Source organism: Bradyrhizobium sp. SZCCHNR1015, from assembly GCF_032489875.1.
Lineage (GTDB): Bacteria > Pseudomonadota > Alphaproteobacteria > Rhizobiales > Xanthobacteraceae > Bradyrhizobium.
In genome coordinates this window covers 75,781-101,784 of sequence record NZ_JAUEYW010000019.1, presented here as the reverse complement: position 1 = coordinate 101,784, position 26,004 = coordinate 75,781, and the positions used below count along the sequence as shown (strand labels likewise).

The 26,004-nt window shown below is 66.5% G+C and carries 23 protein-coding genes; 10 read left to right on the top strand and 13 right to left on the bottom strand.

Features of this window, described 5'->3' with window-relative positions:
- Nucleotides 1-43: 43 nt before the first annotated feature.
- The 7 genes from QX128_RS28650 to cobS all read right to left on the bottom strand — a co-directional run bounded on the left by QX128_RS28650 (nucleotide 44) and on the right by cobS (nucleotide 9,242).
- Nucleotides 44-1,591, bottom strand: a complete 1,548-nt coding sequence (locus QX128_RS28650) for an ABC transporter substrate-binding protein (RefSeq protein WP_316239185.1) — start codon at nucleotides 1,589-1,591, stop codon at nucleotides 44-46.
- Nucleotides 1,592-1,902: 311 nt separating this feature from the next.
- Nucleotides 1,903-2,328 (bottom strand): hypothetical protein, encoded by a 426-nt coding sequence (locus tag QX128_RS28645; protein WP_315800582.1) that lies wholly within the window; start codon nucleotides 2,326-2,328, stop codon nucleotides 1,903-1,905.
- Between the two features lie 194 nt (nucleotides 2,329-2,522).
- Nucleotides 2,523-3,623, bottom strand: a complete 1,101-nt coding sequence (locus tag QX128_RS28640) for an LLM class flavin-dependent oxidoreductase (protein WP_315800583.1) — start codon at nucleotides 3,621-3,623, stop codon at nucleotides 2,523-2,525.
- A 217-nt stretch (nucleotides 3,624-3,840) separates the two neighbouring features.
- Nucleotides 3,841-4,953, bottom strand: coding sequence for an NADH:flavin oxidoreductase/NADH oxidase (locus tag QX128_RS28635; RefSeq protein ID WP_316239184.1), 1,113 nt, complete (start codon nucleotides 4,951-4,953; stop codon nucleotides 3,841-3,843).
- A 103-nt stretch (nucleotides 4,954-5,056) separates the two neighbouring features.
- Entirely contained in the window at nucleotides 5,057-6,133 is a 1,077-nt protein-coding gene (locus QX128_RS28630; protein ID WP_316239183.1) for an esterase-like activity of phytase family protein, read from the bottom strand.
- A gap of 64 nt (nucleotides 6,134-6,197) precedes the next feature.
- Nucleotides 6,198-8,099 carry a cobaltochelatase subunit CobT gene (gene cobT / locus QX128_RS28625; RefSeq protein ID WP_315800586.1) on the bottom strand — a complete coding sequence of 634 codons (1,902 nt, stop codon included), beginning with the start codon at nucleotides 8,097-8,099 and terminating at the stop codon, nucleotides 6,198-6,200.
- Between the two features lie 144 nt (nucleotides 8,100-8,243).
- Nucleotides 8,244-9,242: a cobaltochelatase subunit CobS gene (gene cobS / locus QX128_RS28620; protein ID WP_315800587.1), complete on the bottom strand. Its 999-nt coding sequence runs from the start codon at nucleotides 9,240-9,242 to the stop codon at nucleotides 8,244-8,246.
- Between the two features lie 296 nt (nucleotides 9,243-9,538).
- Between cobS and QX128_RS28615 the strand changes: the two genes are divergently transcribed.
- The gene (locus tag QX128_RS28615) at nucleotides 9,539-10,195 is read left to right on the top strand and encodes a DedA family protein (protein WP_315800588.1); all 657 of its coding nucleotides are present in this window, start codon (nucleotides 9,539-9,541) and stop codon (nucleotides 10,193-10,195) included.
- 4 nt (nucleotides 10,196-10,199) lie between these two features.
- On the opposite strand, the gene QX128_RS28610 is transcribed toward QX128_RS28615, so the two are convergent.
- Nucleotides 10,200-11,423, bottom strand: a complete 1,224-nt coding sequence (locus tag QX128_RS28610) for a citrate synthase family protein (protein WP_315800589.1) — start codon at nucleotides 11,421-11,423, stop codon at nucleotides 10,200-10,202.
- 82 nt (nucleotides 11,424-11,505) lie between these two features.
- Here QX128_RS28610 and QX128_RS28605 point away from each other — a divergent pair, with 82 nt between their 5' ends.
- Nucleotides 11,506-12,594 (top strand): citrate synthase/methylcitrate synthase, encoded by a 1,089-nt coding sequence (locus QX128_RS28605; RefSeq protein WP_316239182.1) that lies wholly within the window; start codon nucleotides 11,506-11,508, stop codon nucleotides 12,592-12,594.
- Nucleotides 12,595-12,637: 43 nt separating this feature from the next.
- On the opposite strand, the gene QX128_RS28600 is transcribed toward QX128_RS28605, so the two are convergent.
- Nucleotides 12,638-13,282 (bottom strand): J domain-containing protein, encoded by a 645-nt coding sequence (locus QX128_RS28600; protein ID WP_315800591.1) that lies wholly within the window; start codon nucleotides 13,280-13,282, stop codon nucleotides 12,638-12,640.
- Nucleotides 13,283-13,392: 110 nt separating this feature from the next.
- Between QX128_RS28600 and QX128_RS28595 the strand changes: the two genes are divergently transcribed.
- The gene (locus QX128_RS28595) at nucleotides 13,393-13,662 is read left to right on the top strand and encodes a BolA family protein (protein ID WP_315752308.1); all 270 of its coding nucleotides are present in this window, start codon (nucleotides 13,393-13,395) and stop codon (nucleotides 13,660-13,662) included.
- 68 nt (nucleotides 13,663-13,730) lie between these two features.
- On the opposite strand, the gene QX128_RS28590 is transcribed toward QX128_RS28595, so the two are convergent.
- The 3 genes from QX128_RS28590 to QX128_RS28580 all read right to left on the bottom strand — a co-directional run bounded on the left by QX128_RS28590 (nucleotide 13,731) and on the right by QX128_RS28580 (nucleotide 16,919).
- Nucleotides 13,731-15,035, bottom strand: coding sequence for an HlyC/CorC family transporter (locus QX128_RS28590; RefSeq protein ID WP_315800593.1), 1,305 nt, complete (start codon nucleotides 15,033-15,035; stop codon nucleotides 13,731-13,733).
- 73 nt (nucleotides 15,036-15,108) lie between these two features.
- Nucleotides 15,109-16,257, bottom strand: a complete 1,149-nt coding sequence (gene aroB, locus QX128_RS28585) for a 3-dehydroquinate synthase (protein WP_316239181.1) — start codon at nucleotides 16,255-16,257, stop codon at nucleotides 15,109-15,111.
- A complete protein-coding gene (locus QX128_RS28580; RefSeq protein WP_316239180.1) occupies nucleotides 16,254-16,919 on the bottom strand; it encodes a shikimate kinase in 666 nt (221 codons plus the stop codon). The genes aroB and QX128_RS28580 overlap by 4 nt, the downstream gene beginning before the upstream one ends.
- A gap of 339 nt (nucleotides 16,920-17,258) precedes the next feature.
- Between QX128_RS28580 and QX128_RS28575 the strand changes: the two genes are divergently transcribed.
- From QX128_RS28575 to QX128_RS28545, 7 genes are all read left to right on the top strand, one after another.
- Complete coding sequence (locus tag QX128_RS28575) at nucleotides 17,259-17,405, top strand: histidine kinase (RefSeq protein ID WP_315800919.1); 147 nt, start codon at nucleotides 17,259-17,261, stop codon at nucleotides 17,403-17,405.
- Between the two features lie 171 nt (nucleotides 17,406-17,576).
- Complete coding sequence (gene xerD, locus QX128_RS28570) at nucleotides 17,577-18,533, top strand: site-specific tyrosine recombinase XerD (protein ID WP_315800596.1); 957 nt, start codon at nucleotides 17,577-17,579, stop codon at nucleotides 18,531-18,533.
- A 219-nt stretch (nucleotides 18,534-18,752) separates the two neighbouring features.
- Nucleotides 18,753-19,715: an acetyl-CoA carboxylase carboxyltransferase subunit alpha gene (locus tag QX128_RS28565; RefSeq protein WP_315800597.1), complete on the top strand. Its 963-nt coding sequence runs from the start codon at nucleotides 18,753-18,755 to the stop codon at nucleotides 19,713-19,715.
- Between the two features lie 294 nt (nucleotides 19,716-20,009).
- Nucleotides 20,010-21,479 carry a L,D-transpeptidase family protein gene (locus tag QX128_RS28560; protein WP_316182907.1) on the top strand — a complete coding sequence of 490 codons (1,470 nt, stop codon included), beginning with the start codon at nucleotides 20,010-20,012 and terminating at the stop codon, nucleotides 21,477-21,479.
- Nucleotides 21,480-22,298: 819 nt separating this feature from the next.
- Nucleotides 22,299-22,763 (top strand): Rrf2 family transcriptional regulator, encoded by a 465-nt coding sequence (locus QX128_RS28555; protein WP_316239179.1) that lies wholly within the window; start codon nucleotides 22,299-22,301, stop codon nucleotides 22,761-22,763.
- Complete coding sequence (locus QX128_RS28550) at nucleotides 22,753-23,460, top strand: class I SAM-dependent methyltransferase (protein WP_316239178.1); 708 nt, start codon at nucleotides 22,753-22,755, stop codon at nucleotides 23,458-23,460. The genes QX128_RS28555 and QX128_RS28550 overlap by 11 nt, the downstream gene beginning before the upstream one ends.
- Nucleotides 23,461-23,724: 264 nt before the next feature.
- Entirely contained in the window at nucleotides 23,725-25,050 is a 1,326-nt protein-coding gene (locus QX128_RS28545) for a hypothetical protein (RefSeq protein ID WP_316239177.1), read from the top strand.
- Between the two features lie 45 nt (nucleotides 25,051-25,095).
- Here QX128_RS28545 and QX128_RS28540 read toward each other — a convergent pair whose 3' ends face one another.
- A complete protein-coding gene (locus tag QX128_RS28540; protein WP_315800602.1) occupies nucleotides 25,096-25,989 on the bottom strand; it encodes a hypothetical protein in 894 nt (297 codons plus the stop codon).
- Nucleotides 25,990-26,004: the final 15 nt, after the last annotated feature.

Genomic DNA, 26,004 nt, shown 5'->3' with positions numbered 1-26,004 from the left:
GCACCGGAGCGCGGGGATCATGGCCGCGCCCCGGAGTGCACCGCTATTTGTCGAGCCAAGCGTCGCGGAAGCCGTCGTTGACGCCGATGCCGGTGGTGATCAGGTTCTTCACCTTGCACTTGGTGATGGTCGGGAACTGGAGCTCGAGCAGCCAGGCCACCGGCACGTCCTCGGCCAGGATCTTCTGCACCTTGTCATAGGCCTCCTTGCGCTTGGCGTCGGTCGGCGCCGTCGCGCCCTCGGCGAACAGCTTGTCCACTTCCGGATTGGAATAGCCTTCGACATTGTTGAACAACTGGCCCTTGGCGATCGCCGAGGTGATGTAGTTGCGGGACACGCCGAGCGCGGGATCGCCGTACTGATAGAGATAGGTGAAGGCGATGTCGTAGTCCCACTCCATGATCTTCTGGTTGCCGCCGGGCACGTCGGTCGCGATCGTCTCGATGTTCATGCCGACATCCTGCAGGTTCTGCTTCACCGCCTCGCCCCAGCGCTGCCAGGTCTCGCCATAGGCGAGCGGCAGCATGCGGATCTTCTCGCCCTTGTAGCCGGCTTCCTTCAAGAGCGCCTTGGCCTTGGCCGGATCGTACGGATATTTCGGCACGTCATCGGAATAGAACTTGATGGTCGAGGCCGACGGACCGGTCGCCACCTTGCCGAGGCCGTTCCAGATCACGTCCTTGGCGAAGTCGCGGTCGATGGCATACATGATCGCCTGGCGCACCTTCTTGTTGGCCAGGATCGGATGCCGGTTGTTGAGCCACATCCAGGCCAGCGGCGAGAAAAACTCCCAGCCGGCACCGGTGACGCAGGCGCCCGGCAGCTTGGAGACGCGCGGCACGTCGAAATTCTCGATCGAGCCGCCCGGCAGCACATCGACCTTGCCGGTCTCGAAGGCAACCGCACGCGCCGCGGCGTCGGGAATGATCTGCCAGTAGACCTCGTCGAGATAGGGCTTGCCCTTCTCGTGGTAGTTGGGATTTTTCACCATCCGGATGAAGGAGCCCTTCTGCCATTCCTTGAACATGAAGGGACCGGTGCCGATCGGCGCGTTGTTATTCGGATTGGTCTTGTAGTCGGTGCCCTCATACAGGTGCTTCGGCACCATCGGCATCGAGCCGACCTCGAAAATACCGATGAAGGGGCCAAACGGCTCCTTCAGCGTGAACACCACCGTGAGATCGTCCGGCGCCTCGACCTTCTCGACCATCACGAGGTTGTTGCGGGCGCGTGCATGCGTCTGCTTCAGCATCTCGATCGAGAACAGCACGTCGGCCGACGTGAACGGCTTGCCGTCGTGCCAGGTCACGCCAGGCTTGAGCTTGAAGGTGTAGACCTTGGCATCCGCGCTGATCGTCCAGCTCTCGGCGAGGCCGGGCAGCGGCTCGAGCTTGGGGCTGTAGCGCAGCAGGCCCTCGAAGATGTTGCCGGCGACCATCTGCGTCGGGCCGTTCTGGACCATCGCCAGCATCAGGCCCGGCGGCTCGGGCTGAATGACGGCATTGACAACGCCGCCGACCTTCGGCTCCTCCGCCTGCGCCACGGACAGACCGCAGCCGATGACCAGACCCAACAGCACTCGTTTCAACATGATGAGCTTCCCAAATGTCCTTGCCGCCTGCGATGCATCAAGCGCGCCAAAGCGCGCGGAATCGCCATGCGGCGTTTTGATGCTGCGCTTGCTCTGGGCGCATGGACGCCGGCTTTGTCGCGACTCCGCGCCGAAATGCAGCCTGATCATTTGCCGGATCACCGGCCGGCAAGTTGGCTCGCCGACGGTGCCGTCGCTGCTCAGTATCAGTTAGTTCCGCAGAGCAGAACTCAACGAGGAGCCTATGCGCCACCCGTTCGCCGCAAGATGAAACTCGCGACAGCGTCAGCCCAAAAATTGAACAGGGAAAATCAGCGCCGCAGACGCGCGATCGCGCCGGCAACGATCTGCATGATCACGCCGATGATCCAGCCGACCATGATCAGCGACGTCCAGACGATGTGCGGATCTTCGCGCAGGATGATGATGGCAACGGCGAAGAACGCTGTGAGGGTTGCGAGGAAGGTCCCGACGGCGCTCAGAAATTCGGCCGTGTCGATCTTCGTCTCCGTCGGCGAGTTCTCGTCATGAGGATGAAAAGGCAGTTGCGGCGTGTCGATGCCGAGATAGAAGCCCAGCGCCCCAGACAGCATCATCACGATCAGGAAGCCCTGCGTGGTCAGCAACGGAACGCTGGAGCCGACATGGGCCCCGACGAAGACGCCGCAGGCGGCGCCTGCCAGAGCCAGACCCGAGCGTTCGAGGATATGGGCAAACTTCCTGACGCGAAACCGCATGACCTGCCCCCAGATGTCAGACCCGCCACGCGCATGCAGCGGATTCGACGCCTGGATCCGTCCTAACGGCAAGACCGTCACCCAAACGTCAAATCTGAAGCTGCACTCGCGCGAAAATTTTAGCTACATTTCTTTTGACGCCAGCATTGCCCGAAAGGGAGGGGGAATGCTGGCGCCAAGATACTAGGACGTTACTAGGCGGCCTTGGTCAGGCCGGCATTGAGGTGGCTCAATCTCGGCATCACCTCCTGCTTCAACAGGCGCAGCGAGTTGTGCCAGGCTTCCGGCTTGTGCTTGTAGTCGAAGCCGAACACGCACAGCGTCCCGAAGCCGCCGACCTCGTGCCAGATCTTCTCGATCTTCTCGGTCACCGTGGCCGGCGAGCCGATGATCCAGTTGCGCTTGGCGCAATAGTCCACCGTCACGTCGGAATCCGGCACCTCGGGTGAGTGCTTCAGATAGTCCTTGAAGCCGAAATGGCCGAGCAGTGGCAGGAAATATTCGCCCATCATCCGCCCCATCATGTCGCCGGAGGACAAGCGCCAGGCTTCCTCGTCGGTCTCGGCGACGAACACCTCGCGCACCAGCCGCCAGTCATTGCGGCTGGGCTTTCGCCCGGACTTGGCCGCGCCGGCCTCGACCGAGTCCCAGTGCGACGACACATAGGCCGGGTTGAGGTTGAGGCTCATCGGGATGAAGCCGCGCTCGCCGGCGAGCTTGAGCGTGTCGGAGTTCTTCGACAGGCCCGCGACGCCGATCGGCGGATGCGGCGCCTGCACCGGCTTGATGTGCGGCTTGAGGAAGTCGAACATCACGTCGGGCTTGGTCACCGTCCAGTATTTGCCCTTGTGCGTGAACGGTGCCGGCTCGGTCCACAGACGCAGGATGATCTCCAGCGCCTCGCGCGTCATCTCGCGGTTCTGGCCGCTCATGCCGTCGACGTTGAACATCGCCCAGTCGCTCGGCAGACCGGATGCGGCAATGCCGAAATTGAGCCGGCCGTCGGACAGATGATCCAGCATCGCAACGCGGTTGGCGAGCTCGGCCGGGTGATGATAGGGCAGAAGGAAGCCGCCCGGCCCAAGCCGGATGTTCTTCGTTTCACGGAAGGCCTGCGCCAGAATGAGATCAGGTGCCGGGTGCGGCTCCCAGGGCGCGGTGTGATGCTCGCCGATCCAGGCTTCCTGATAGCCGAGTTCGTCGAGCCACCGCAGGACCTGCAGGTCCCATTCCTGCCCCTCCTTCAATCCGCACTCCGGCGGATGCGAGGGCATCGTGAAGTATCCGATTTCCATGGCGCTTTCCTCTCGCGTTTGTATTGCGGCGCATCTTTGTGATGCGCTCATCGTCACGCGAGACGAAACACGACCAGACGAGTCGGCATCGCCGCACGTGGTCTGCGAAGTCTAGCACTTCGTCCGACAGCGACAATCGTCAGCCGTGTCGCGGGCGGAATGATGACCGCAGAATTTTGCAACGCTGGTGCGCAACATTGCGGTCATCAATTGCACGTCAGCGTGCGCCGAACGTCGTCTTGCCGAACAACTCCTTCTGCGTCGACGGCTGCGAGCGCCAATATTGCGGAGGTGCGGCGACCTGTCCGCCGAGCTCCGCTGCCGCGTGCCAGCCCCAGCGCGGGTCATAGAGCATGCCGCGGGCCAGCGCGACCATGTCGGCCTTGCCCGAGGCCACGATCTCCTCGGCCTGCTGCGCCTGCGTGATGAGACCGACCGCCATGGTCGGAAGCCCCGTCGCCTGTTTCACGGCCGCGGCAAACGGCACCTGGTAGCCGGGTCCGAGGGCGATCTTCTGCAACGGCGACACGCCGCCCGAGGAGACGTCGATCCAGTCGGCGCCGCGGCGCTTCAGCTCTTGCGCAAATATGATGGTCTGCTCGAGATCCCAGCCGCCGTCGACCCAGTCGGTGGCCGAGACACGCATGCCGACCGGCTTGTCCGCAGGCAAGACGGCGCGCACCGCATCGTAAACTTCGAGCGGAAAGCGCATGCGGTTCTCCAGAGACCCGCCATAGCTGTCGGTGCGCTGGTTGGCGATCGGCGACAGAAACTGATGCAACAGATAGCCATGCGCGCCGTGGAGCTCGATCGCGTCGATGCCGAGGCGCGACGCCCGTTGCGCTGCAGAAACGAACGCATCGCGAATGCGGGCCAGGCCCGCGAGATCGAGCGCCTCCGGCGCGAACTCGCCCTCCTTGTGCGGCAAGGCCGATGGCGCGACCGTCTGCCATCCGCCGTCCGCGAGCGGAATCTGCTGTCCGCCATCCCACGGCTTGTAGCTGGAGCCCTTGCGGCCGGCATGGGCGAGCTGCATCGCAACCGCGGTCTTCGAATGTTTGCGAACCGAGGCCAGGATCGGCTTCAACGCAGCTTCCGTCACATCGTCCCACAGCCCGAGACAGCCGGGCGTGATGCGCCCGATCGGCTCGACATGCGTCGCCTCGATACAGAACATCGCCGCGCCCGACAGCGCCAGCGTGTTGATGTGGGTGAAGTGCCAGTCATTGGCCACGCCATTCTCGGCCGAGTACTGGCACATCGGCGACACCATGATGCGGTTGGCGAGTTCGAGGCTGCGCAGCTTGATCGGAGTGAACAGGGCGCTCATGCTGAGTTCCAGGTTGTGACGGTTGACGCGATGATCCGATGGCCGCGAGTGTCGATCATGGACGAGCCGCGGTCAACGCGAGCCGCCGCAGCGGTATCGCTGCTCACTCCATCAGCGTGAACTGCAGCAGCAGCGTGCGCTGGATCATCGAGAAGTTGTCGTCGGACACCAGCGTCAGCACGGTCTCGCCGTCCGGCGTGACATGCGCATCGATGCCCTCGAGATTGTCGATCTCCTGGCCGAGATCGGCGGAGAAGATCGCCGGACCATCGACCAGCGCGCCCGGCGCGATCTGCGCGAGCGTCAGTCGGCGGATTCGAATGCCGACCCCGTTGAACAGCGAGAACTTGCGTTCGAGCACCAGCAGATCGCCTGACGACAGCAGCACGGCATCGCTGACGTCGAAATCATTGCTCCGGACGATGCTGAACTGTCCCGCGGCGGGCCCGCCGATCAGGAAGGCCAGCAGGTTGCCGTTCGCGTCCAGACCGCGCTCGGACAGCGCGATCAGGGTGCCGGCGAGCGGCAGGCCCTTCGGCACGATCACCAACGCCTCCAGTCCCTTGTTGTGGGGCAGCCGTCTGGCGGCCGGCGGCAGCGGCACGATCTCGCCGCGCGCGCCGGTTCCACCCTTGGCGAAGTCGTAGCGCAGGAGCTGGTTGACGCGTTCGAGGCCGACATAGACGATGTCTCCATCGCGCGCGAGCGACTCGGAATCATACCAACCGCGATCGGTGATGGGCCGTCCGTCCGGACCAAGCAGCGGCGCCGCTTCGACGTCGGCGAGCCCCGCGATCTCGCGACCGGAATAGGCAATGCGGCCGGTGAACCAGCCGCCCTTGTCGCTGACCGCGAGGAAGCGTTCACCCTTGGCATCGAGCCGGATGCCGGACAGGCCACCGAAGCCGGGAAAAGACGAGGTCAGCGCCACGCCGCTGCGATATTGCAGCATCCCGAAGCGCAGATGCGTCCGATCACGGAGGTCGAACGAGGGCAGCGGTCGCGCGTTGACCTCGATCTTGACCGCCGATGTGACGGAGTGCTCGTCGATGGTGACGCGTCCGCGGACCGGCGCCGGCGCAAGCTGCGCGCGAGCCGTCCTGGACCATGCGAATGCCGACACTCCGCCGATTGTCAGCGCGAGAAAGCGCCTGCGGTCGGCAATCGCCTGCAGCGACATCGTCAGCGGAGCCCCCTCCCCCACCTCCTCCAAGACGGAGGAGACGCAGCCGGCCGACGGCCGCTTACGAATGCAGCCTGCGCTTTGGTCCCGGCGCAGGCTGCGGTGCCGCGTGGGTCTCCGTGAACAATTCGGCGAGCTTCTCGGTGATGGCGCCACCGAGCTCCTCGGCATCGACGATGGTCACCGCGCGACGGTAGTAGCGGGTGACGTCGTGGCCGATGCCGATCGCGATCAGCTCGACCGGCGAGCGGGTCTCGATCTCCTCGATGATGTGGCGCAGGTGCCGCTCGAGATAGTTGCCGGGATTGACCGACAGCGTGGAGTCATCGACCGGCGCGCCGTCCGAGATCATCATCAGGATCTTGCGCTGCTCGGCACGCCCGAGCAGGCGCTTGTGCGCCCAGTCGAGCGCCTCGCCGTCGATGTTCTCTTTCAACAGCCCCTCGCGCATCATCAGGCCGAGATTCTTGCGCGCCCGCCGCCACGGCGCATCGGCCGACTTGTAGATGATATGGCGGAGATCGTTGAGGCGGCCGGGATTGGCCGGCTTGCCGGCGGCAAGCCACGCCTCGCGCGACTGCCCGCCCTTCCAGGCCCGCGTCGTGAAGCCGAGGATCTCGACCTTGACGCCGCAGCGCTCCAGCGTGCGGGCGAGGATGTCGGCGCAAGTCGCGGCCACCGTGATCGGTCGGCCACGCATCGAGCCGGAATTGTCGAGCAGCAGGGTCACCACGGTGTCACGGAAGGTCGCTTCCTTCTCACGCATGAACGACAGCGGTTGATAGGGGTCGATGACCACGCGCGACAGCCGCGCCGGATCGAGGATGCCTTCCTCGAGATCGAACTCCCAGGCGCGGTTCTGCTGCGCCATCAGCCGGCGCTGCAGCCGGTTGGCGAGCCGCGCCACGATGCCCTGCAGATGTGCGAGCTGCTTGTCGAGATAGGAGCGCAGCCGCTCCAGCTCGTCATGGTCGCACAGGTCTTCCGCGGCAATGACCTCGTCGAACTTCGGCGCGAAGGCGTGATATTCCGGCCCGCGCGGCTCGTTGGCGCCGCCGCGGTTCGGACGCGTCGCCTCGCCCGGCGTCTCGTCGTCGCCGAGCTCGCCGTCGTCGAGCGTGTCGGACGCCGAAGCCTGGGCGGCCTCCATCGCGCTCTCCGACATCTCGTCCGACGTCGTCTGCGCCTGGTCTGCGCTCATCTCCTGCGCGGCGTCGGATTCGGGCGAGCCCTCGGCGCCGGACTGGTCGTTGTCGCCGTCGCGGCTGTCGTCGTTGTCCTCGTCCTCTTCGGAATCGGCGTTGCGCTCGTCGCCGAGATCCAGCGCCGACAAGAGATCGTGCACGAGGTCGCCGAACTTCGCCTGATCCTCGGTGAAGCGGCCGAGCTCATCGAGACGCTGGCCGATCCTGTCCTCCAGGAACGGACGCCAGAGATCGACCACCTTGCGCGCCGCGTTCGGCGGCGCCATGCCAGTGAGGCGCTCACGCACCATCATGGCCAACGCATCCGACAGCGGTGCGTCGGCACGGTCGGTGATCTCGTCATATTTGCCGCGATGGAAGTGATCATCGAGCATCGCCGTGAGATTCTTGGCGACGCCGGCCATGCGTTTTGCACCGATCGCCTCGACACGCGCCTGCTCGACCGCCTCGAACACGCCACGCGCCTGCGGATTGCCCGGGATCAGCTTGCGATGGATTTTCGGATCGTGGCAGGCGAGCTTCAGCGCGATCGAGTCGGCATGGCCGCGCACGACGGCGGCGTCGCGCTTGGTCATCTTGCGCGCCGGCTCCGGCAGCCGGGCCTTGCCCGGCGCAAGGCCGGGACGCTCGGCCGCGAAGGAGACTTCGAGCTCAGGCGCCCTGGCGATCGCGCGCAGGCACCCCGTGACCGACCTCTTGAAAGGTTCGGTCGGTGCTTCCTTGACGCCAGGACGGGGCTTGTTGCTCGGTGTGGTCATCTGGTTCCTGCGGCTATCGTCCCGGCGAACGCCAGGCCCGATAACCACCGGCGTTCGTTTGTTCGCACTCGCTCTCCCGCATCACCCCACGAGAGAGGCCGCGGCGTATGGGTCCCGGCCCGAGGCCGGGACCACGCCGTTGTGTCAGCTCAGCGCCACGTTGATGGAGGATTCCGGCAGCTCCGCATTGAAGCAGCGCTGATAGAATTCGGCGACCAGCGGACGCTCGAGCTCGTCGCACTTGTTGAGGAACGTCACACGGAAGGCGAAGCCGATGTCACCGAAGATCTCGGCGTTCTCGGCCCAGGTGATCACCGTGCGCGGGCTCATCACCGTCGACAGATCGCCATTGGCGAAGGCGTTGCGCGTGAGGTCGGCGAGCCGCACCATCTTGTTCACGATGTCGCGTCCCTGCGCGTTCTGATAGTGCTTGGCCTTGGCCAGCACGATCTCGACCTCCTCGTCATGGGCGAGGTAGTTGAGCGTGGTCACGATCGACCAGCGGTCCATCTGGCCCTGGTTGATCTGCTGGGTGCCGTGATAGAGGCCCGAGGTGTCGCCAAGGCCGATCGTATTGGCGGTCGCGAACAGGCGGAATGCCGGGTGCGGCTTGATCACCTTGTTCTGGTCGAGCAGCGTCAGGCGGCCCGACACCTCCAACACGCGCTGGATCACGAACATCACGTCCGGACGGCCGGCGTCGTATTCGTCGAACACCAGCGCGACGTTGTGCTGCAGTGCCCAGGGCAGGATGCCGTCACGGAACTCGGTCACCTGCTTGCCGTCCTTGACCACGATCGCGTCCTTGCCGACGAGGTCGATACGGCTGATGTGGCTGTCGAGATTGACCCGCACGCACGGCCAGTTGAGCCGCGCCGCGACCTGCTCGATATGGGTCGACTTGCCCGTTCCATGGTAGCCGGTCACCATCACGCGGCGGTTCTTGGCGAAGCCGGCCAGGATCGCCAGCGTGGTGGCGCGGTCGAAGCGGTAATCGGCATCGACCTCGGGAACGTGCGGGTCGGTCGCTGAAAAAGCCGGCACCTCAAGGTCGCTGTCGATCCCGAACACCTGCCGCACCGACACCTTCATGTCGGGCACACCGGTCATCTCCTGCGCATTGGTCGTAGCGGCGGTCGTCATTCATCCTCCGAGGTCCCGGGCATTCCCGAAACCAGATTTCATGTTTGGCTGCGGTTGAAGGGCTTCGACGCCAGCCTAGCAGAGAGCACGCGCGGGCAGAAGCCTAAGCCTTGATCAAAGTTCCGTCGTTATATCATCGAGATAGGCATGGGTGGCCGTTTTCGGAAGGCTGCCCTGCGAATCGTGCCACCTTTTCGCCCACCGGCTCTTCCCAGGAATCTCGACGTGGCACCCGGGGCCGGGGTTCCTACTTATCGGGAAGTCCCCGCCCCACCCTCTCCACCAACAGGAACCGCGTGGCCCATCTGCTCGACCCACTCATTGCCTTTGTCTCAGCGCATGCGGGACTGGCCTATCTCACCCTGTTTCTGGCCGCCTTGCTGGAGGCGATCCCGATCGTGGGCTCGGTGATTCCGGGCACGACCATCATCCTGGCGCTGAGCGCGCTGATTCCGGGCGGCGAGCTGACCCTGCAATGGGTGCTGGCGGCGGCCGTCCTGGGCGCGGTGCTCGGGGACGGCGGGGCGTTCTGGGTCGGCCATCGCCGGCAGCGCGAGATCCTGGCGAACTGGCCATTCTCGAACTATCCGCGCCTGGTGGCGCAGAGCGAGGCCTTCTTCCACCGGTTCGGCACCCTGGCGATCTTCTTCGCCCGCTTTGTCGCGCCGATCCGAGCCGTCGTGCCGATCACGGCCGGCGCGCTCGACATCCCTCCGCTGCGCTTCTACGCCGTGAACATCCCAGCCATCGCGCTGTGGGCCTGCGCCCACGTCCTGCCCGGCGTCTTTGCGGTGCAGCTGTTGCACCGTTATGGCGGGATTCCGCATCATAGCCATATCGCCAAGTCCACCTGGATCATCGCGGCTGTCGCGGGCACGATCGTGGTCTGGCTGGTCCTCAGATTGGTGCGGAAGCGGCGCGAGTCTGAGCTCGCCGCTGGCGTCACGGATTAGAACGCTACAGCGCATCCAACATGGCTCCGCGGCCGGGTGCGGGTCCGATATAGCGAGCACGTGGGCGGATCAGGCGGCCGTGCTGCAGCTGCTCGCAGGCATGGGCGAGCCAGCCGACGCAGCGTGCCATCGCGAACAGCGCCAGCTCGCTGCCGGCAGGCAGCCGCAGGCTATGCACCAGCACCGCCAGCGCATAGTCGATATTGACGAACTCGCCGGTCGCCTCGGCGATCCGCTCCGGCACCTCGCGGGTGAATTTGCGCGGCGCGCCGGCGCGCGTCAGCGCCTCCAGCAGCGAGATGGCGCGGGGGTCGCCGTGCTTGTAGACGCCGTGGCCGAAGCCGGCGAAGCGCTCGCCGAGCGCCACCCGCTCGCGGATCAGCGGCGCGACATCGCGATCAACGAGGGTCTTCACCAGTTGCGACGCCAGGACGCCGGCGCCGCCGTGCTGCGGTCCTTTGAGCGCCGCAAGACCCGCGATGACGGCATCGTAGAGACTGAGGCCCGTCGACGCCGCACAGCGGACGGTGAAGGTCGACGCGTTCAGCTCATGATCGGCCAGCAGCACCAGGGTGCGGCGGATCAGGTCCGGCGCATGTTCATGTCCGGGCGCCCAGCTCCGCGCGACCTGAACATGCAGCGGATCGGCTGAGGCGGGCTGGTTCAACATGGTTGCGACCACCAGCCGGACGATGCGCGCGCCGACCAGCGCCCGACCATCGGGAGCGCGGTTGAACGCCGCGGGATCGGCATGTGTCGCCAGCGCCAGCACCGCGATGGCCCGGTCGATCGGCGCCGCGCGCCGCGCGGCATCGGCGATGAAACCCATCTCCTCCGACACGGCCGGAAGGTTGCCCGGCGCAAACGGATCGAGCGCGGTCACGTCCCACAGCAGGGTCGCAGCATGTTCCAGCGTGCCGCGCACGGCTAGGTCGACGCAATTGACGCCTCGATAGATCGGACCGGCTTCGGTGATTGTCGACACGGCGGAATCGAACACGGGGAGGTCCGCATCGAAGCTGCGGAAGGCGCGCGGCTCGGGGGCCGGTGCGCGCCGCTCCTTCAGGGCCCGGATGTCCTCGGCGCGATAGCGGTTGCTGCGCGAATTCGGCGACGGCTCGGAGCGGACCAGTCCGCGGCTGACATAGGCGTAGAGGGTGGCCGGCGAGATCGCCAGTTCAGCCGAAGCTTCGCGCGCAGATAGGTAAAGACCGCTGTCTTTTTTCATATTGATCAGCTTAATCAAGATTGATCAAGTTGTCGACTGGGCGGATCTTGGCAGCGTGACCATTTCTCGAAGGAGACCCGCCATGACCATCCAGCTCGGCAAGACCCCCATCGGCCTCGACGGAATCGCCGCCGCCGAGACCGTGCTCAGCCACGTCGACGGCCAGCAGGGGGAGCTCATCATCGCCGGAGCGCGTGTGGCTGACCTCGCCGCCGCCAGCGGCTTCGAGGGCGTGACTGCCCGACTATGGAGCGCGGCGACGAAGCGCAGCGTCGGCGAGGCGGATGTCCGTGCCAGCCTCGGCCAGGCCCGCGCGCGCGCCTTTACGCGGCTGCCCGAGCTGCTCGCCGCGACCTCCGGCCTGTCGATCATCGACGGCTTCCGCGCCGCCATCGCGGCGCTGCGGTCCGAGCCCGGGCTCGACGACGAAGCCACGATCGTCGGCGCCTGCCCGGTGATCGCCGGCGCCCTGGTCCAGCGCGCACAGGGAGCACAGCCGATTGCGCCCGATCCTGACGCCGGCCACGCCGCAGACACCCTGCGCATGGTCCGCGGCGATACGCCTGCGGCTGGCGAGGTGGCGACGCTGGACACGTATCTCGTCACCGTCAGCGATCACGGCATGAACGCCTCGACCTTCGCCGCGCGCGTCGTCGCCTCGACCCAGGCCGACCTGTTCGCATCGGTGACCGCCGGCTATTGCGCGCTCACCGGCCCGCTGCATGGCGGGGCGCCGGAGCCGGTGCTAGAGATGCTCAACGCGATCGGCACGCGCGAGAACATCAAGCCGTGGGTCGACGCGGCGCTCGGCCGCGGCGAGCGACTGATGGGGTTCGGACATCGGATCTATCGCGTGCGCGATCCGCGGGCCGACGTGCTCAAGGCCGCGATCGAGCGGCTGGCGGGCAGCGGCGCCGACCTGCCGTTTGCGAGCGAGGTGGAGGCTTACATCCGCCAGGCGCTGCGGCGGAAGAATCCGGAGCGGGCGCTCGACACCAATGTCGAGTTCTTCACCGCCATCCTGCTCGATGCGCTGAAGATTCCGCGCCAGGCGTTCACGCCGATCTTCGCGGTGGCGCGGGCCGCCGGCTGGACCGCCCATGCGCGGGAGCAGCAGCGGACGGGGCGGTTGATCCGGCCGAGCTCGGCCTATATCGGGCCGAAGCCCTGAGACCTTCGACGCAACGCGCGGCAGCCTCACGCGCTGCCGCGCGTCAGCCCTTCACCACCGTCTTCAGGTAGTTGTAGGCCTTGATGATCTCGATCAGGCGATCCTCGGTGGAGCGGTCGCCGCCATTGGCATCGGGATGGTGCTGCTTCACCAGCGCCTTGTACTTGACCTTGACATCTTCCAGCGTCGCGTCGGGACCGAGGCCCATCACCTGCAGCGCCTTGCGCTCGGCGTTGAACACCTTGCGCGTCTCGGCCTTGGGGGCCGACCGGGGATCCGGACGCCAGCTGCCGCGGCCGTTGATCTCGGCGAATACGCTGAACGGATCGGCGGCATCGCCAAGATCGCCCTCGGCGCTGCCGGTGCCGCGCTTGGCCGACGTGTTGGCCCCCATCTTCCAGGTCGGGCGGTGTCCGGTCAGCGCATCCTTCTGATAGCGCGCGACCGCCTCGGCGTTCATCCCCGAGAAGAAATTATAGGACTGGTTGTACTCGCGCACGTGATCGAGACAGAAGTGCCAATACTCGCGCGCGTTCTCGCGTCCCTTGGGCGCGCGATGCGAGCCCTTGTTCTTGCAGTCCGGCCACTGACAGGGCTGGGCCTCCTCGCGCACCACCGGCTGCCGCGCAGCCGCCTTCTTGGGCTTGATGCGGATGGAGTCGAAGAATTTGTTTGAATCGATCGGCATGGCGGACTTTGACTACGCAACGCGAAAAGCTTCAAGTCTTGACATTGCGAATACCTCGGGCGGGGACCGCCGATTGACGAAAAATAATTTGATGCGTATTTCCAGAGACCATGCGGACCCGAGATGCTATCATCAAAAAGTTGCGCGAAGCTTTCTCGCCCGAAAGCCTCGATGTTCAGGACGAATCACATCTGCATGAAGGCCATATGGGCCATCAGCCGAGCGGTGAGACCCATTTCCGCGTGTATATTGTGTCGCAGGCCTTCGCGGGCAAGAGCCGTGTCGATCGCCACCGCCTGATCAACGCCGCATTGGCAGCGGAACTTGCCGGCTCGGTGCACGCGCTCGCGCTGCATGCGAAGGCGCCGGGCGAGGCTTGATCCCATCGCTTTGTTTGAGCATGATCTCTTCGGAAAACCGGCTTCCACTTTTCCGGATCATGCTCTGGCTAGAACGCCGTGCCTGCACGGCGCGGCCGCGTCTCCTCGGTTTCGCCGCGCGGCACCGGTACGATGCGCAGCGCAGTGATGCGATTGCGCTCCCGGCGCAGCACGCGAAACCGGAAGCCGTGGAACGTGAAGCTCTGGCCGCGCTCGGGGATCGAACGCGCCTCGTGAATGACGAGACCGGCAACTGTCGTTGCTTCCTCATCGGGCAGCGTCCAGTCCATCGCGCGATTGAGATCGCGGATCGGCACTGAGCCATCGACGACGACGGATCCGTCCGGCTGCACGCGCACACCCGCGACCTGCACATCCTGCTCGTCGGAGATGTCGCCGACGATCTCCTCCAGAATATCCTCCAGCGTGACGATGCCTTCGACCTCGCCATACTCGTCGACCACGAGCGCGAAATGCGTCTTGCGCCGGCGGAACGCCTTCAGCTGTTCCGACACGGACCGCATCTCGGGTACGAACCACGGCGGCAGCGCCAGTGAAGCAACGTCGATGTGCGACACGTCGCCCTCGGCGGCGCGGATCGCACGCAGCAGGTCCTTCGCATGCAGCACGCCGATGATGTTCTCCGGCGTGCCGCGCCACAGCGGGATGCGTGTGTATTCGGTGGCGAGCACCTCGCGCACCAGTTCTTCCTGCGGCAGGTCCGCATTCACCATCACCATCTCGGTGCGGTGGACCATGACGTCGGACACCTGCAATTCGCGCAGATCGAGCAGGCCGCCGAGCATGTCGCGATCCTGCTTCTCGACCTTGCCTTCATGATGCAACAGATCGACGGCGCCGCGCAGGCGTTCGGTCGGCGACAGGATCGGCTGATTGGCCCCGACCTTGAAGCCGATCAGCCGCATCAGCCCGCGCACGATCGCTTCGATCACGGCGAGCACCGGACCGAGCACGATCACCGCCGCCCGCATCGGCCTGGCGACCGCGAGCGAGACGCGATCCGGCGCGTTGATCGCGATCGTCTTCGGCAGCACCTCGGCAAAGATCACGACCAGCGCGGTCATCACGCCGGTCGCGTAGAGCACGCCGACCTCACCGAACCAGGCGGTGAAAATACCGGTCGCCAGCGCGGAGGCGCCGATATTGGCGATGTTGTTGCCGAGCAGCAGCGCGCCGATCAGCCGTTCGCGCGTGTCGAACAGGCTCGACACCACGTCGGCATCGCGATTGCCCTGCTTCGACAGCCGCAGCATCGAGGCGCGAGAGGCGCCGGTCAGCGCGGTCTCGCTCAGCGCAAAGAAGGCGGAGGCGGCGAGGAGGAGAATGACGACGGAGAGTGTGAACCAGTCCATGACGCCGATGTCGCTCTGGAGGGAGGCAGCCGATGATCCGTTGGCACTGCTCAATACGGCGTAAAGCCCGGGATCAGCTTCTGCTGCGCAATTTGGCCTGGAGAAAGTCGCGGGCCCGCGCCGGATCGACGTCGTTCGCGATGACGGCGCGGCCGATGGCTTCCATCAGGATGAAGGTCAACTTGCCGCGCTTGACCTTCTTGTCCTGCGCCATCAAGGCCAAGAGCCGGTCGGCGTCGCCGATCCCCTCCTGGGCAAAGCCGGCGATGTCCTGCAGATGGGTCGGCAGGCCGACCGCAGCAAGGTGACGCTCGATGCGCACGACGTCGTCCGGCGGCAGCATGCCGAGCTCGGCCGAGAACTGCGCCGCCAGCACCATGCCGACGGAAACGCCCTCGCCGTGGAACAGGCGGTCGGAGAAGCCGGTGACGGCCTCCAGCGCATGGCCGAAGGTGTGGCCGAGATTGAGCAGCGCGCGGTCGCCAGTCTCGCGCTCGTCGCGGGCGACGATCGCGGCCTTGGCGCGGCACGAGGTCGCGACCGCATGCTCGCGCGCCGCGCCGCCTCTGACGATGTCGGCGTGATTGGCCTCCAGCCAGGCGAAGAAGCTGGCATCTCCGAGCAGGCCGTATTTGGCGACCTCGGCATAGCCGGCGCGGAACTGGCGCTGCGACAGGGTGTCGAGCACGGCGGTGTCGGCGATCACCAGCACCGGCTGATGGAAGGCGCCGAGCAGGTTCTTGCCTTGGGGCGAATTGATGCCGGTCTTGCCGCCGACGGAGCTGTCGACCTGCGCCAGCAGCGAGGTCGGCACCTGCACGAAATCGACGCCGCGGCGCAGGATGGCGGCCGCGAAGCCGGCGAGATCGCCGACCACGCCGCCGCCGAGCGCGACGACCAGATCGTTGCGTTCGATCCTGGCAGCGATCAGCGCCTCGCTGACCTTCTCCAGGCCGGCATAGGTCTTGGAGCCCTCGCCCTCATCGACCACGATCGTGGACGCCGGGATGCCCGCCTCCGCCAGGATCGCCTCGGTCGGCTTCAGCCAATGCGCGGCCACGGTACGGTCGGTGACGATGGCCGTGCGCACGCCCGGCCGCAGCGCCGCGATGCGCTGGCCGAGCGAAGCCAGCACGCCGCGGCCGATGACGATGTCATAGGCGCGCTCGCCGAGCGCGACGTCGACGATGATCGGATCGGAATGCTTCAGAGGTGCTGTCATCGGAGCGCGCCCATCGCGTGCGGAGGATCGGGTTGAACTGGATCGGGTTGCGGTCCGGCCGGCCCCGCCTCGGTCTCCGGTGGCGAGAAGAACGCCTGCAGCGCCTCAATGCAGTCCTCGACAACGCGATCATGCGGCACATCGCGCGAGCAGATCGTGAGATCGGCAAGCTGGTAGACCGGCTCGCGCTCGACGAGCAGGCGAGCGACCGTGCCTTCGGGATCGGCGGTCTGCAGCAGCGGCCGGTCGGCCCGCCGCCGGACGCGGCGCATGATCACGTCGGCATCGGCCTTCAGCCAAACAGAGACCGCCTTCTCATGGATGCGCCGCCGCGTCTCCTCGCGCATGAAGGCGCCGCCACCGGTTGCCAGCACACCGGGCCCGTTTTCGAGCAGCCGGGCGATCACCCGGGCCTCGCCGTTCCGGAAATAGTCCTCGCCGCGCGATTCGAAGATTTCCGGTATGGTCATGCCGGCCGCGGTCTCGATCTCGGTGTCCGCATCGACGAAGGGCAGCCGCAGCCGCGCCGCGAGCCGCCGGCCCACGGTCGACTTGCCGACACCCATCATGCCGACCAGCACGATCAGCCGCTTGCCGAGGCCTGCGAGAATCGCGGCCTCCGGAGCGGCTGGGCTTGCAGCGGGTTGGGACGTGTCGGTCATATGAAGGCTTCTAACCCAGCCCCTGCTGCTTTCAAAGGCATCCTGTTCCGCGACACGCAACCGGTTCTCCCCGCGGACGTCGTTCCGGGGCGCGCGCAGCGCGAGCCCGGAACCCATACCCACAGGATGCTGTGTGAGGCAGGCTGGCTGTTGGCATCTCGCCGACGACGTCGTCCCGCGGTGATGGATTCCGGGCTCGCCGCGCTGCGCGCGCCGCCCCGGAATGAGGGAGCAAGCAGAACCGACCTCCGGACGAACGGTGGAGAGCGCCGGACTTGCCAGCCGGGTGCGAACATGTTGGATGAAACTATTCCTTCCCTGGTGGCCCGCGCGACCCCGATGCCCAGCCTGTTCCGCTTCCTGACCGTGATCGCCGTCATCGTCGGCGTGGTCTATGGCGCGATCTACGCGCTGGCGAATTTCGTCAGTCCCAAATCGCGGGAGATGACGGTGACGATCCCGCCGGACAAGTTCCAGAAGAAATGATCCGGCACGCGAGCGCGAACTCAAAAGCCACACGGCATTGATTAAGCATTTTGCGCTTCTCTGAGGTGGCCGGGCGCCGCGATATCGGCCAGATTTGCAGTCACCGCTCGATGTGCCCCGGCGAATACCTCGTAGTGATTCGATCGCCTCGGACGCAGCGGATTTCACGACATGAAGGTCAAGGCCTCCGACGCCAGGCTGATGAGCCTGTTCCTCGACATGATGGCCGCCGAGCAGGGCGCCGGTCAGAACACGCTGGACGCCTATCGCCGCGACCTCACCGATCTCTCCGAATTTCTCGGCGGCAAGGCCAACAGCTTCGCCACGGCCGACACCCAGGCGTTGCGCGACTATCTCGCCGACCTCGATACCAGGGGCTTCAAGTCCTCCAGCGTGGCGCGGCGGCTGTCGGCGATGCGGCACCTGTTCCGCTTCCTGCTGAGCGAGCGCATCCGCAGCGACGATCCCGCCGCCATCCTGTCCGGCCCGAAACGCGGCCGTTCCTTGCCCAAGGTGCTGTCGATCGGCGATGTCGACCGGATGCTGACCAGGGCCAAGGAGCTCTCCGAGGTCGGCGAGGCCTCGCCGGCGCAGCGGCTGCGCGCGCTGCGGCTGTATTGCCTGCTCGAGGTGCTGTACGCGACCGGCCTGCGCGTCTCCGAGCTGGTGGCGCTGCCGCGCACCGCGGCCCGCAACGACGCCCGCATGATCGTGGTGCGCGGCAAGGGCAACAAGGAGCGGCTGGTGCCGCTGAACCAGGCCTCGCGCCAGGCGATGGCCGACTATCTCGCCGCCCTGGATGCGCTGAAGCCTGAGAAGAAGGCCAGTGCGACATTCGGCAAATGGCTGTTTCCCTCGTTCGGCGAGAGCGGCCACCTCACCCGCCAGCACTTCGCCCGCGACCTCAAGGAACTCGCGGTGGCCAGCGGCCTGCCCGCCCGGCTGGTGTCGCCGCACGTGCTGCGCCACGCCTTCGCCAGCCATCTGCTGCACAACGGTGCCGACCTGCGCATCGTGCAGACCCTGCTCGGCCACACCGACATCTCGACCACCCAGATCTACACCCACGTGGTCGAGGAGCGCCTCAAGAGCCTGGTCCGCGACCTGCACCCGCTGGCCGAGACCTGACCTCGCTTCACACCTTCCCGAAACCAAATCCGCCGGCGTGACGCCCGGCCGGCTTGACTTCGCGCCCGTCTGCCCCGAAAGAGCGCCATCCTGCCCGCGATCCCGGCGCGATGCCTGGAGGCTGGGCACCGATCGTACCCTAAGCTCCTGAAGTCGTTCGGCTTCAGGTCCGAAGGCCGAACCGATTTCGTCTCCCAGCGCTCTTCCTTCAGCTCTTCCATGCCGGATCCCATGCGCAGCTACCTCGATTTCGAAAAGCCTGTTGCCGAGCTCGATTCCAAGGTCGACGAACTCCGGGCGATGGCCGCCTCCGGCACCGATATCGGCGAGGAGGTCAGCCGGATCGAGGAGAAGGCCGGCCAGGCGCTGGCCGAGCTCTACGCCACGCTCACGCCGTGGCAGAAGACCATGGTGGCCCGCCATCCGCAGCGGCCGCACTTCACCGACTTCGTGGGCGGGCTGATCACCGAGTTCACCCCGCTCGCCGGCGACCGCAAGTTCGGCGAGGACGCCGCTCTGCTCGGCGGCTTCGGCCGCTTCCGCGGCGAGCCGATCTGCGTGATGGGCCAGGAAAAGGGCGCCACCACCGAGTCCCGGCTCAAACACAATTTCGGCATGGCCCGTCCCGAAGGCTACCGCAAGGCGGTCCGGCTGATGGAGATGGCCGAGCGCTTCGGCATCCCCGTGCTGTCGCTGGTCGATTCCGCCGGCGCCTATCCCGGCATCGGCGCCGAGGAGCGCGGCCAGGCCGAAGCGATCGCGCGCTCGACCGACGCCTGCCTGGCGCTCGGCGTCCCGAACATCGCGATCATCACCGGCGAAGGCATGTCGGGCGGCGCGATCGCGCTGACCACCGCCAACCGGGTGCTGATGCTGGAGCACGCGATCTACAGCGTGATCTCGCCGGAAGCCGCCTCCTCGATCCTCTGGCGCGACGGCACCAAGGCGCAGGAAGCCGCCAACAGCATGAAGATCACCGCCCAGGACATGCTCCGCTTCGGCGTGGTCGACACCATTCTCAAGGAGCCGGTCGGCGGCGCCCACCGCGATCCCGCAGCAATGATCGCGGCGACCGGCGAGGCGATCGCCCAGGCGCTCGACGAGCTGAAGGGCCTCGACGCCGACGCCATCCGCAAGCAGCGCCGGCAGAAGTTCATCGAGATCGGCCGCAAGCTCGGCTGACCGGGCTTGCGCCCGGGCCTCGGCGCTCGCGGTTTTGTGAGTCTTTCCAGCCGTTTGGCCGCATTTCGGCCCCGCCGACGGGGTCTGCTGTTTAGAAGTTGTTGACCAAGGCGGCCGGGGCCAGGTGGCATCGCCGGAGCGCGGGTTGCGAGGCCTGGGGTCAAAGGCTACAATTTTAATCAATGGTTTGACGGCATGACGCAGGGTCGACCCGTGATTTATCCAGCTTTCGGGCCGATCGGGTGAGATGAGACTGGGGTGTTGCGGCATGCGGGGTTTGCGGGGAGCTTTGCTTTGATCAACCGCGCTTTCGTCCGGGTTCTCCTGACCTCGGCGGCGTTGGCCGCCGGTGCGCTGCTGACCGGCTGCAACAGCGATCAGGTCGGACTCGCCACCAACGCCAAGGCCAACCAGCCGGTACCGCCGAAGCTCGTCGCGACGATGGGCGAGAAGGATATGGATCTGCAGTCGCCGATCCTGGTCCGCGTCTTCAAGCAGGAGGCCGAGCTCGAGGTCTGGAAGCAGGACCGCTCGGGCAAGTTCGCGCTGCTCAAGACCTATCCGATCTGCCGCTGGTCGGGCGATCTTGGACCCAAAGTGCGCGAGGGCGACCGCCAGGCGCCGGAGGGCTTCTACTCGATCAATCCGAGCCAGATGAACCCGCAATCGGCCTACTATCTGTCGTTCAACACCGGCTATCCGAACGCGTTCGACAAGGCGCTCGGCCGCACCGGCTCGCAGCTGATGGTGCATGGCGACTGCTCCTCGCGCGGCTGCTTCGCGATGACCGACGAGCAGATCGCCGAGATCTATGCGCTCGGGCGCGAGTCGTTCTTCGGCGGCCAGCGCGCCTTCCAGTTCCAGGCCTATCCGTTCCGGATGACGCCGGTGAACATGGCGAGGCACCGCAACAATCCGAACATGCCGTTCTGGCGCATGATCAAGGAAGGCTACGACGCCTTCGAGGTCACGCGGCAGGAGCCGAAGGTCGACTTCTGCGAGAAGAAATACGTCTTCAACGCCCAGAAGCCGCCGGGCGCGACGCATGATCCGGTGTTCGACGCCTCTGCCAAGTGCCCGGCCTATGTCGTGCCCGACGAGATCACCGCCGCCGTGCGCGACAAGCAGCAGGCCGACGAGGCGGAATATGCCAAGCTCGTCGCCAAGGGCACGCCGGTCGCCAAGCTCAACACCGGCATCGACGGCGGCATGAATCCGATCTTCGCCAGCCGCGTGCCCGGAGCCTCCACCGGCCTGTCCGACGCCGGCGAGGCGCCGGGCCTGTCGCTCGCCAACTTCCAGGCCGCGCCAGGCACGATCCCCGGTCACGTCAACCCGCCGCGCGCGCCCGGCGCCGACGAGGTCGCGATGCCGGCCAGTGCCGCGGAGGCGCCGGTGAGCGCGCCGTCGACCCGCGTGGCGGCCGTCAGCGCGCCCGAGAAGCCGAGCTTCATGTCGAGCCTCGCCCGCAAGGTCGGGATCGGCGGCAATGCGGCGGCTGAGAGCACGGCGACAGCCAAGCCCGCGCCGAGCAAGACCGCAGAGGCGAAGCCCGCCGAGACCAAGCCAGCGCCGAAGCCGGTCGCGGCCAAGCCCGCCGAGACCCGGCAGGCTGCCGCGCGGCCGCCGTTCAAGCCCGCGACCAGCGAGGCGCCGGCCACCACCGCCTCGGCTCCCGCCCAGACCCAGACCGCGCTGGTCTCCGGCGCCGTCCCGGTGCTGCAGTCGAACTCGTTCGACAGCCGGTTTTCGGGATTCAAGTAGGTAGGACGTCGGCGCCGCCGGCTCGGAAGAGCCGATCCGAACGCATGACGCCACCCTCCCCTGGAGGGGAAGCACCGCGTTCGTGGTGCCGTCGTGGTCAACGATCTCAAACTGCATCTGGGGATGCGCGTCTCTGTTCTCGCGGCGCATTCGGCGTCCGAGCGATGCATCGATCTCACCCTCTTCAAGACCGAGGGTGCAGGGAAGGCCGGACCTCGACTGAGGCCCGTGGCCCGCCTGCGAAAAAAATGCAGGCGGCAGGAACCACAGGTCCAGCCGGACGATCCGGCCCTCCCTGCGCGACGGTTTGAACGGCTGCTTCGCGATCTCCCTGGGGACCGGGCTGTCTTGCCCCCATCACCGGCGGGATGCACGAGGCATCATCAGCCGGCTTGACCTCAGCGTCGGGAGGCCAGGACCACGCGACTTGACCGTACGGACCGGTGTTGTTCGTCGGCGCGATCAAGTCACGCTGCAAACCGGCCCGCCCATCACATCCCGCACTCCACGCTTCGTGACGACCGCGCAGCGCCCCTCGTCGATGGGGCGGGATGGAATGAATAGATCACGAATTTCCGAAATTGCGAAGCGGAATATTTTTGCTCACGGGACTGGACAGCCCAAATCAGCCTGAACGCGCAGGCGAAATCCGGTTTTCCGCGCCAGAGACTTTGCGGCGGATCGGGGGAATGAACGCGCCCGCATTCGCGACGAGCAGCAGGACCGAGTCGCCCGACGGGCAGACACGACAGCATCGCCCAAGGCCGCACGAAGGCAGGCCGGTTGACGTTCCGGGCATCATGTCATATTAAAAGTTACATGAGACCCAACAGCCAGTTGTCCGGCATCCTCCATGTCCTGCTCCACATGGCGGAGCACGACGGTCCGGTCACCTCCGAGGCGCTCGCAGCGATGATGCAGACCAACCCGGTCGTGATCCGCAGAATCATGGCGGGGCTCCGGGACAGCGGCTATGTGCGCTCCGAGAAAGGCCATGGCGGCGGCTGGACGCTCGCCCGCGATCTGGCGGCCGTCACCCTGCGCGACGTCTACGATTCGCTCGGACGTCCGTCGCTGTTCGCGATCGGCCATCGGAGCGACAATCCCAACTGTCTCGTCGAGCAGGCGGTCAATGCCGCGCTCGACACCTCCATCCGGGCCGCCGAGACGTTGCTGCTGTCCCGTCTCGGTGCCATCACGCTGGCGGCGCTGAGCGCTGATTTCCACGACCGCCTCGAACGACGCAAGCGACCTCGCAAGGGAGACATTTGTCATGCCGGCTGACATTGCCGACGGCGCTCAGCAGTTCATCCGCGCGTTTTCCGATCCCGAATTCGTAGCGCGCTACACCGATGGTCCACGGCGCTTCGTGCCCGGTCTCGACGGGCTGCACCGCATGACGGCGGTTCTGCTGGCCGAGCGGGCGCCCGACCATGCGCGGGTGCTCGTGCTGGGCGCGGGCGGCGGGCTCGAGCTCGATGCGTTGGCCGAAGCGCACCCATCGTGGACCTTCGTCGGGGTCGATCCGGCGCCGCAGATGCTGCGACTCGCCGAACGCAGGCTCGGCGCGCGGATGAGCCGAGTCGAACTGATCGAGGGCATCATCGACGCCGCGCCGGCCGGCCCGTTCGACGCGGCGACTTGCCTGCTGACGCTGCATTTTCTGGCAGCGCCGGAGCGTTTGCAGACAGTACGCGCCGTGCACGACCGGCTCCGCCCTGGCGCGCCGTTCGTGGTCGCCCATAGCTGCCTGCCGAAGGAGCTGACTGAGCGGGCCCTGTGGCTGGACCGTTACGCGGCCTACGCCGTTGCGTCGGGCACCGACCCCGAGCAGGCGAGGACGATGCGCGCGACCATCGATGCCAGCGTCAACATGCTCAGTCCGGAGGACGATGAGGCGATCCTGCGCGGCGGCGGCTTTCGCGATGCCCGTCCGTTCTTCACCGCGCTGACCTGGCATGGCTGGATCGGCCACGCCTGAACCGCCGCTGAGCATCACACCGACGCTCCCCTGAATGACCGCGATCAGCGCCTGCTAATGAGTTGCGCGACCTGCGCCGGCATCCACGCATGTCCCTCCCCGCGGCCCCCGAGGACGTGGATGGCCTGGTCTTGCCGACAGGCTTCGCGCCGGAGCCCTGCCACCTTTCAGCCTGCGTGATGTCGCGCACGGAGCGCGCGGACGCGATCTGCGACAAACGGCGCGTCACCCGAGGCGAGGTGACGCAACCGAGAGGAGCAGGTCATGAGCTTTTGGGATGATATCGGAGATGCCGTCAGTTCCGCCGTCGATGTCGTGAAGGACGTCGCGAAGGATGTGGCGGGTGCGGTCGGCGGCGCGGCGGGCGCCGTGGTCAACACGGTCGAGCACGTCGCCGGCGATGCGGCGCATGCCGTGGGCAGCGTGGTGCACGGCATCGGCGCGCTCGGCGGCGAGGCCATCCATACCGTGGGCGGCGTGCTCGGCGCGATCGGGCACGGCGCCGAGGCGATCGGCGGCGGCCTGCTTCACACCGTCGGCGACGTCGCGTCGACCGTGGTCCATGTCGGCGGCGACGTCCTCCACACCGGCGTCAACGTCGTGAGCGACGTGGCGTCCGGCGTCGGTCACCTGGTGCATGGCGACCTCGACGGCGTCATCAACGACGTCAAACATATCGGCGGCGACATCGTCGACGGCGGGCTCAAGGTCGGTGGCGACGTGGCGCATGGCGCCCTCGACGTCGCCGGCGACCTCGCGCACACCGCGGTCGGCCTCGGCGAGGCCGGGCTGGAGGCAGCGGGCGCAGTCGGCCACGGCGCGCTCGACATGGCCGGCACCATCGTCGGAACGGCCGGCGAGGTCGGCATGGACGCGCTCGACGCCGCAGGCGCGGTGGTGAAGGGCGGCTTCGACGCCGGCGTGGCGGTGGCTGACGGGGCCATCGGCGTGGTCACCGACACGGCGTCGGCGGCCGGCCACCTGATCGGCGGACCGATCGGCGAGGCGATCTCCGGCATCGCGCACGGCGCCGATGCGGTCGGCACCGGAATCGTCGATGGCGTCGGCCACTTCGTCGGCGAAGGCCTCAACGGGCTGGCACAGACCGCGGGCGATTTGAGCCACTCGCTGGGTCAGCAGCTCGACGCGATCGGCCACGACCTCGGCTCGCTGGTCAACGACCTCAGCCATGGCGATCTCGGCGCTGCGATCGGCGATATCTTCAAGCTGGCGCAGGACGGATTGCGCGGCGACGGCATCGCGGTGGCCCATGGCGGGTCCGAGGGCGGCAGCCATGGCGGGTTCTGGGACTCGATCGCCTCGGCGATCCAGCAGTCGGGCGACAACGCCCAGGGTGGCCAGGGCTCGGGCTTGGGCTCGGGGTTCGGCTCCGGTCCGCTGCACGGCGAAGGCTCGTCGCACAACCCGATCATCGTCGACAATTTCGGCGACCATGGCCACCCCGGCAACACCGGCATCGTGCCGCCGAATTTCGATCACGCGCCGGTGGCCGTGCACGATGCGCCGCACGCCGACTACAGCCACATCGTCCAGATGGACGATTCGCATCACTTCGCGATGCATGGCTGAGGCAAGCGGGACATCCCGCCGTGACCGTCACGGCGGGATGTCGCGTCAGGACCGATCGGCGCTCTGCTGGACGATGGCCGGCGGCGCGCCGGTCGCCTGCGCGCGATCACGCGGCAGGTGATCGTTCATTGCCGAGAGTGCGCACAGCGCCAGCGAGCCCCAGACCGCGGCGCTGAAATACAGCGACATCCAGGCGATCTCTTCCTTCCAGTGCTCGAACTCGTGGGTGACGGTCCAGCGCGTGGCGGAGTCGCGCAGGCCGGCGAGCGGATGCAGCAGCGGCGTGCCGGCGGCGCGCTCGATGCGCCAGCGCTTCACATACATCGGGACATCGATCACGACGAGGAAGGCGAGATAGCAGGCGATGCCGACGAGGCCCGCGATCAGCAGGCCGCGCACCACGCCATCGAACTCCGGCAGCAGCCGGCCGAGCCCGATGCCGACGAGCAGGAAGGCCACCGCCCACAGCGAGTTCTCGATCGCGTTGTAGAGGAAATTCCGGGTGACGACAGCGTACCAGGAACAGATCTCGGCGATGACGATCAGCGGCACGATGATACGGGCCATGTTCACCGCGGTCTCGGCATCGGCGATGGCGCCGAGCTGCGCGAGGATGATGGCCCATTGTGCCGCGAAGGCGATCTCGGCGATGGTCGCCACGGTGCGGCCGACGAACACGCTCGACAGCCAACTGTCGACCAGGCAGATGCGCTGCACGTCGGCGCGCGGCAGCACCGAGCGGAAGGCGCAGCCGAACACATAGGCCGCCGACAGCGCCAGCATCGAACCGGTCTGGGACGCCTGCCCCGCCGAACTGCTGCCGCCGTTGAGCTGGCGGTACAGGATGAACCAGAACACGATGTTGGCGAGGCTGACGAGCGTCAGCATCGCCCACCACAGGGCGACCGGGTTCGACAGGGCTCGCGACTGCGCACGCATCCGGGCACTCCAATT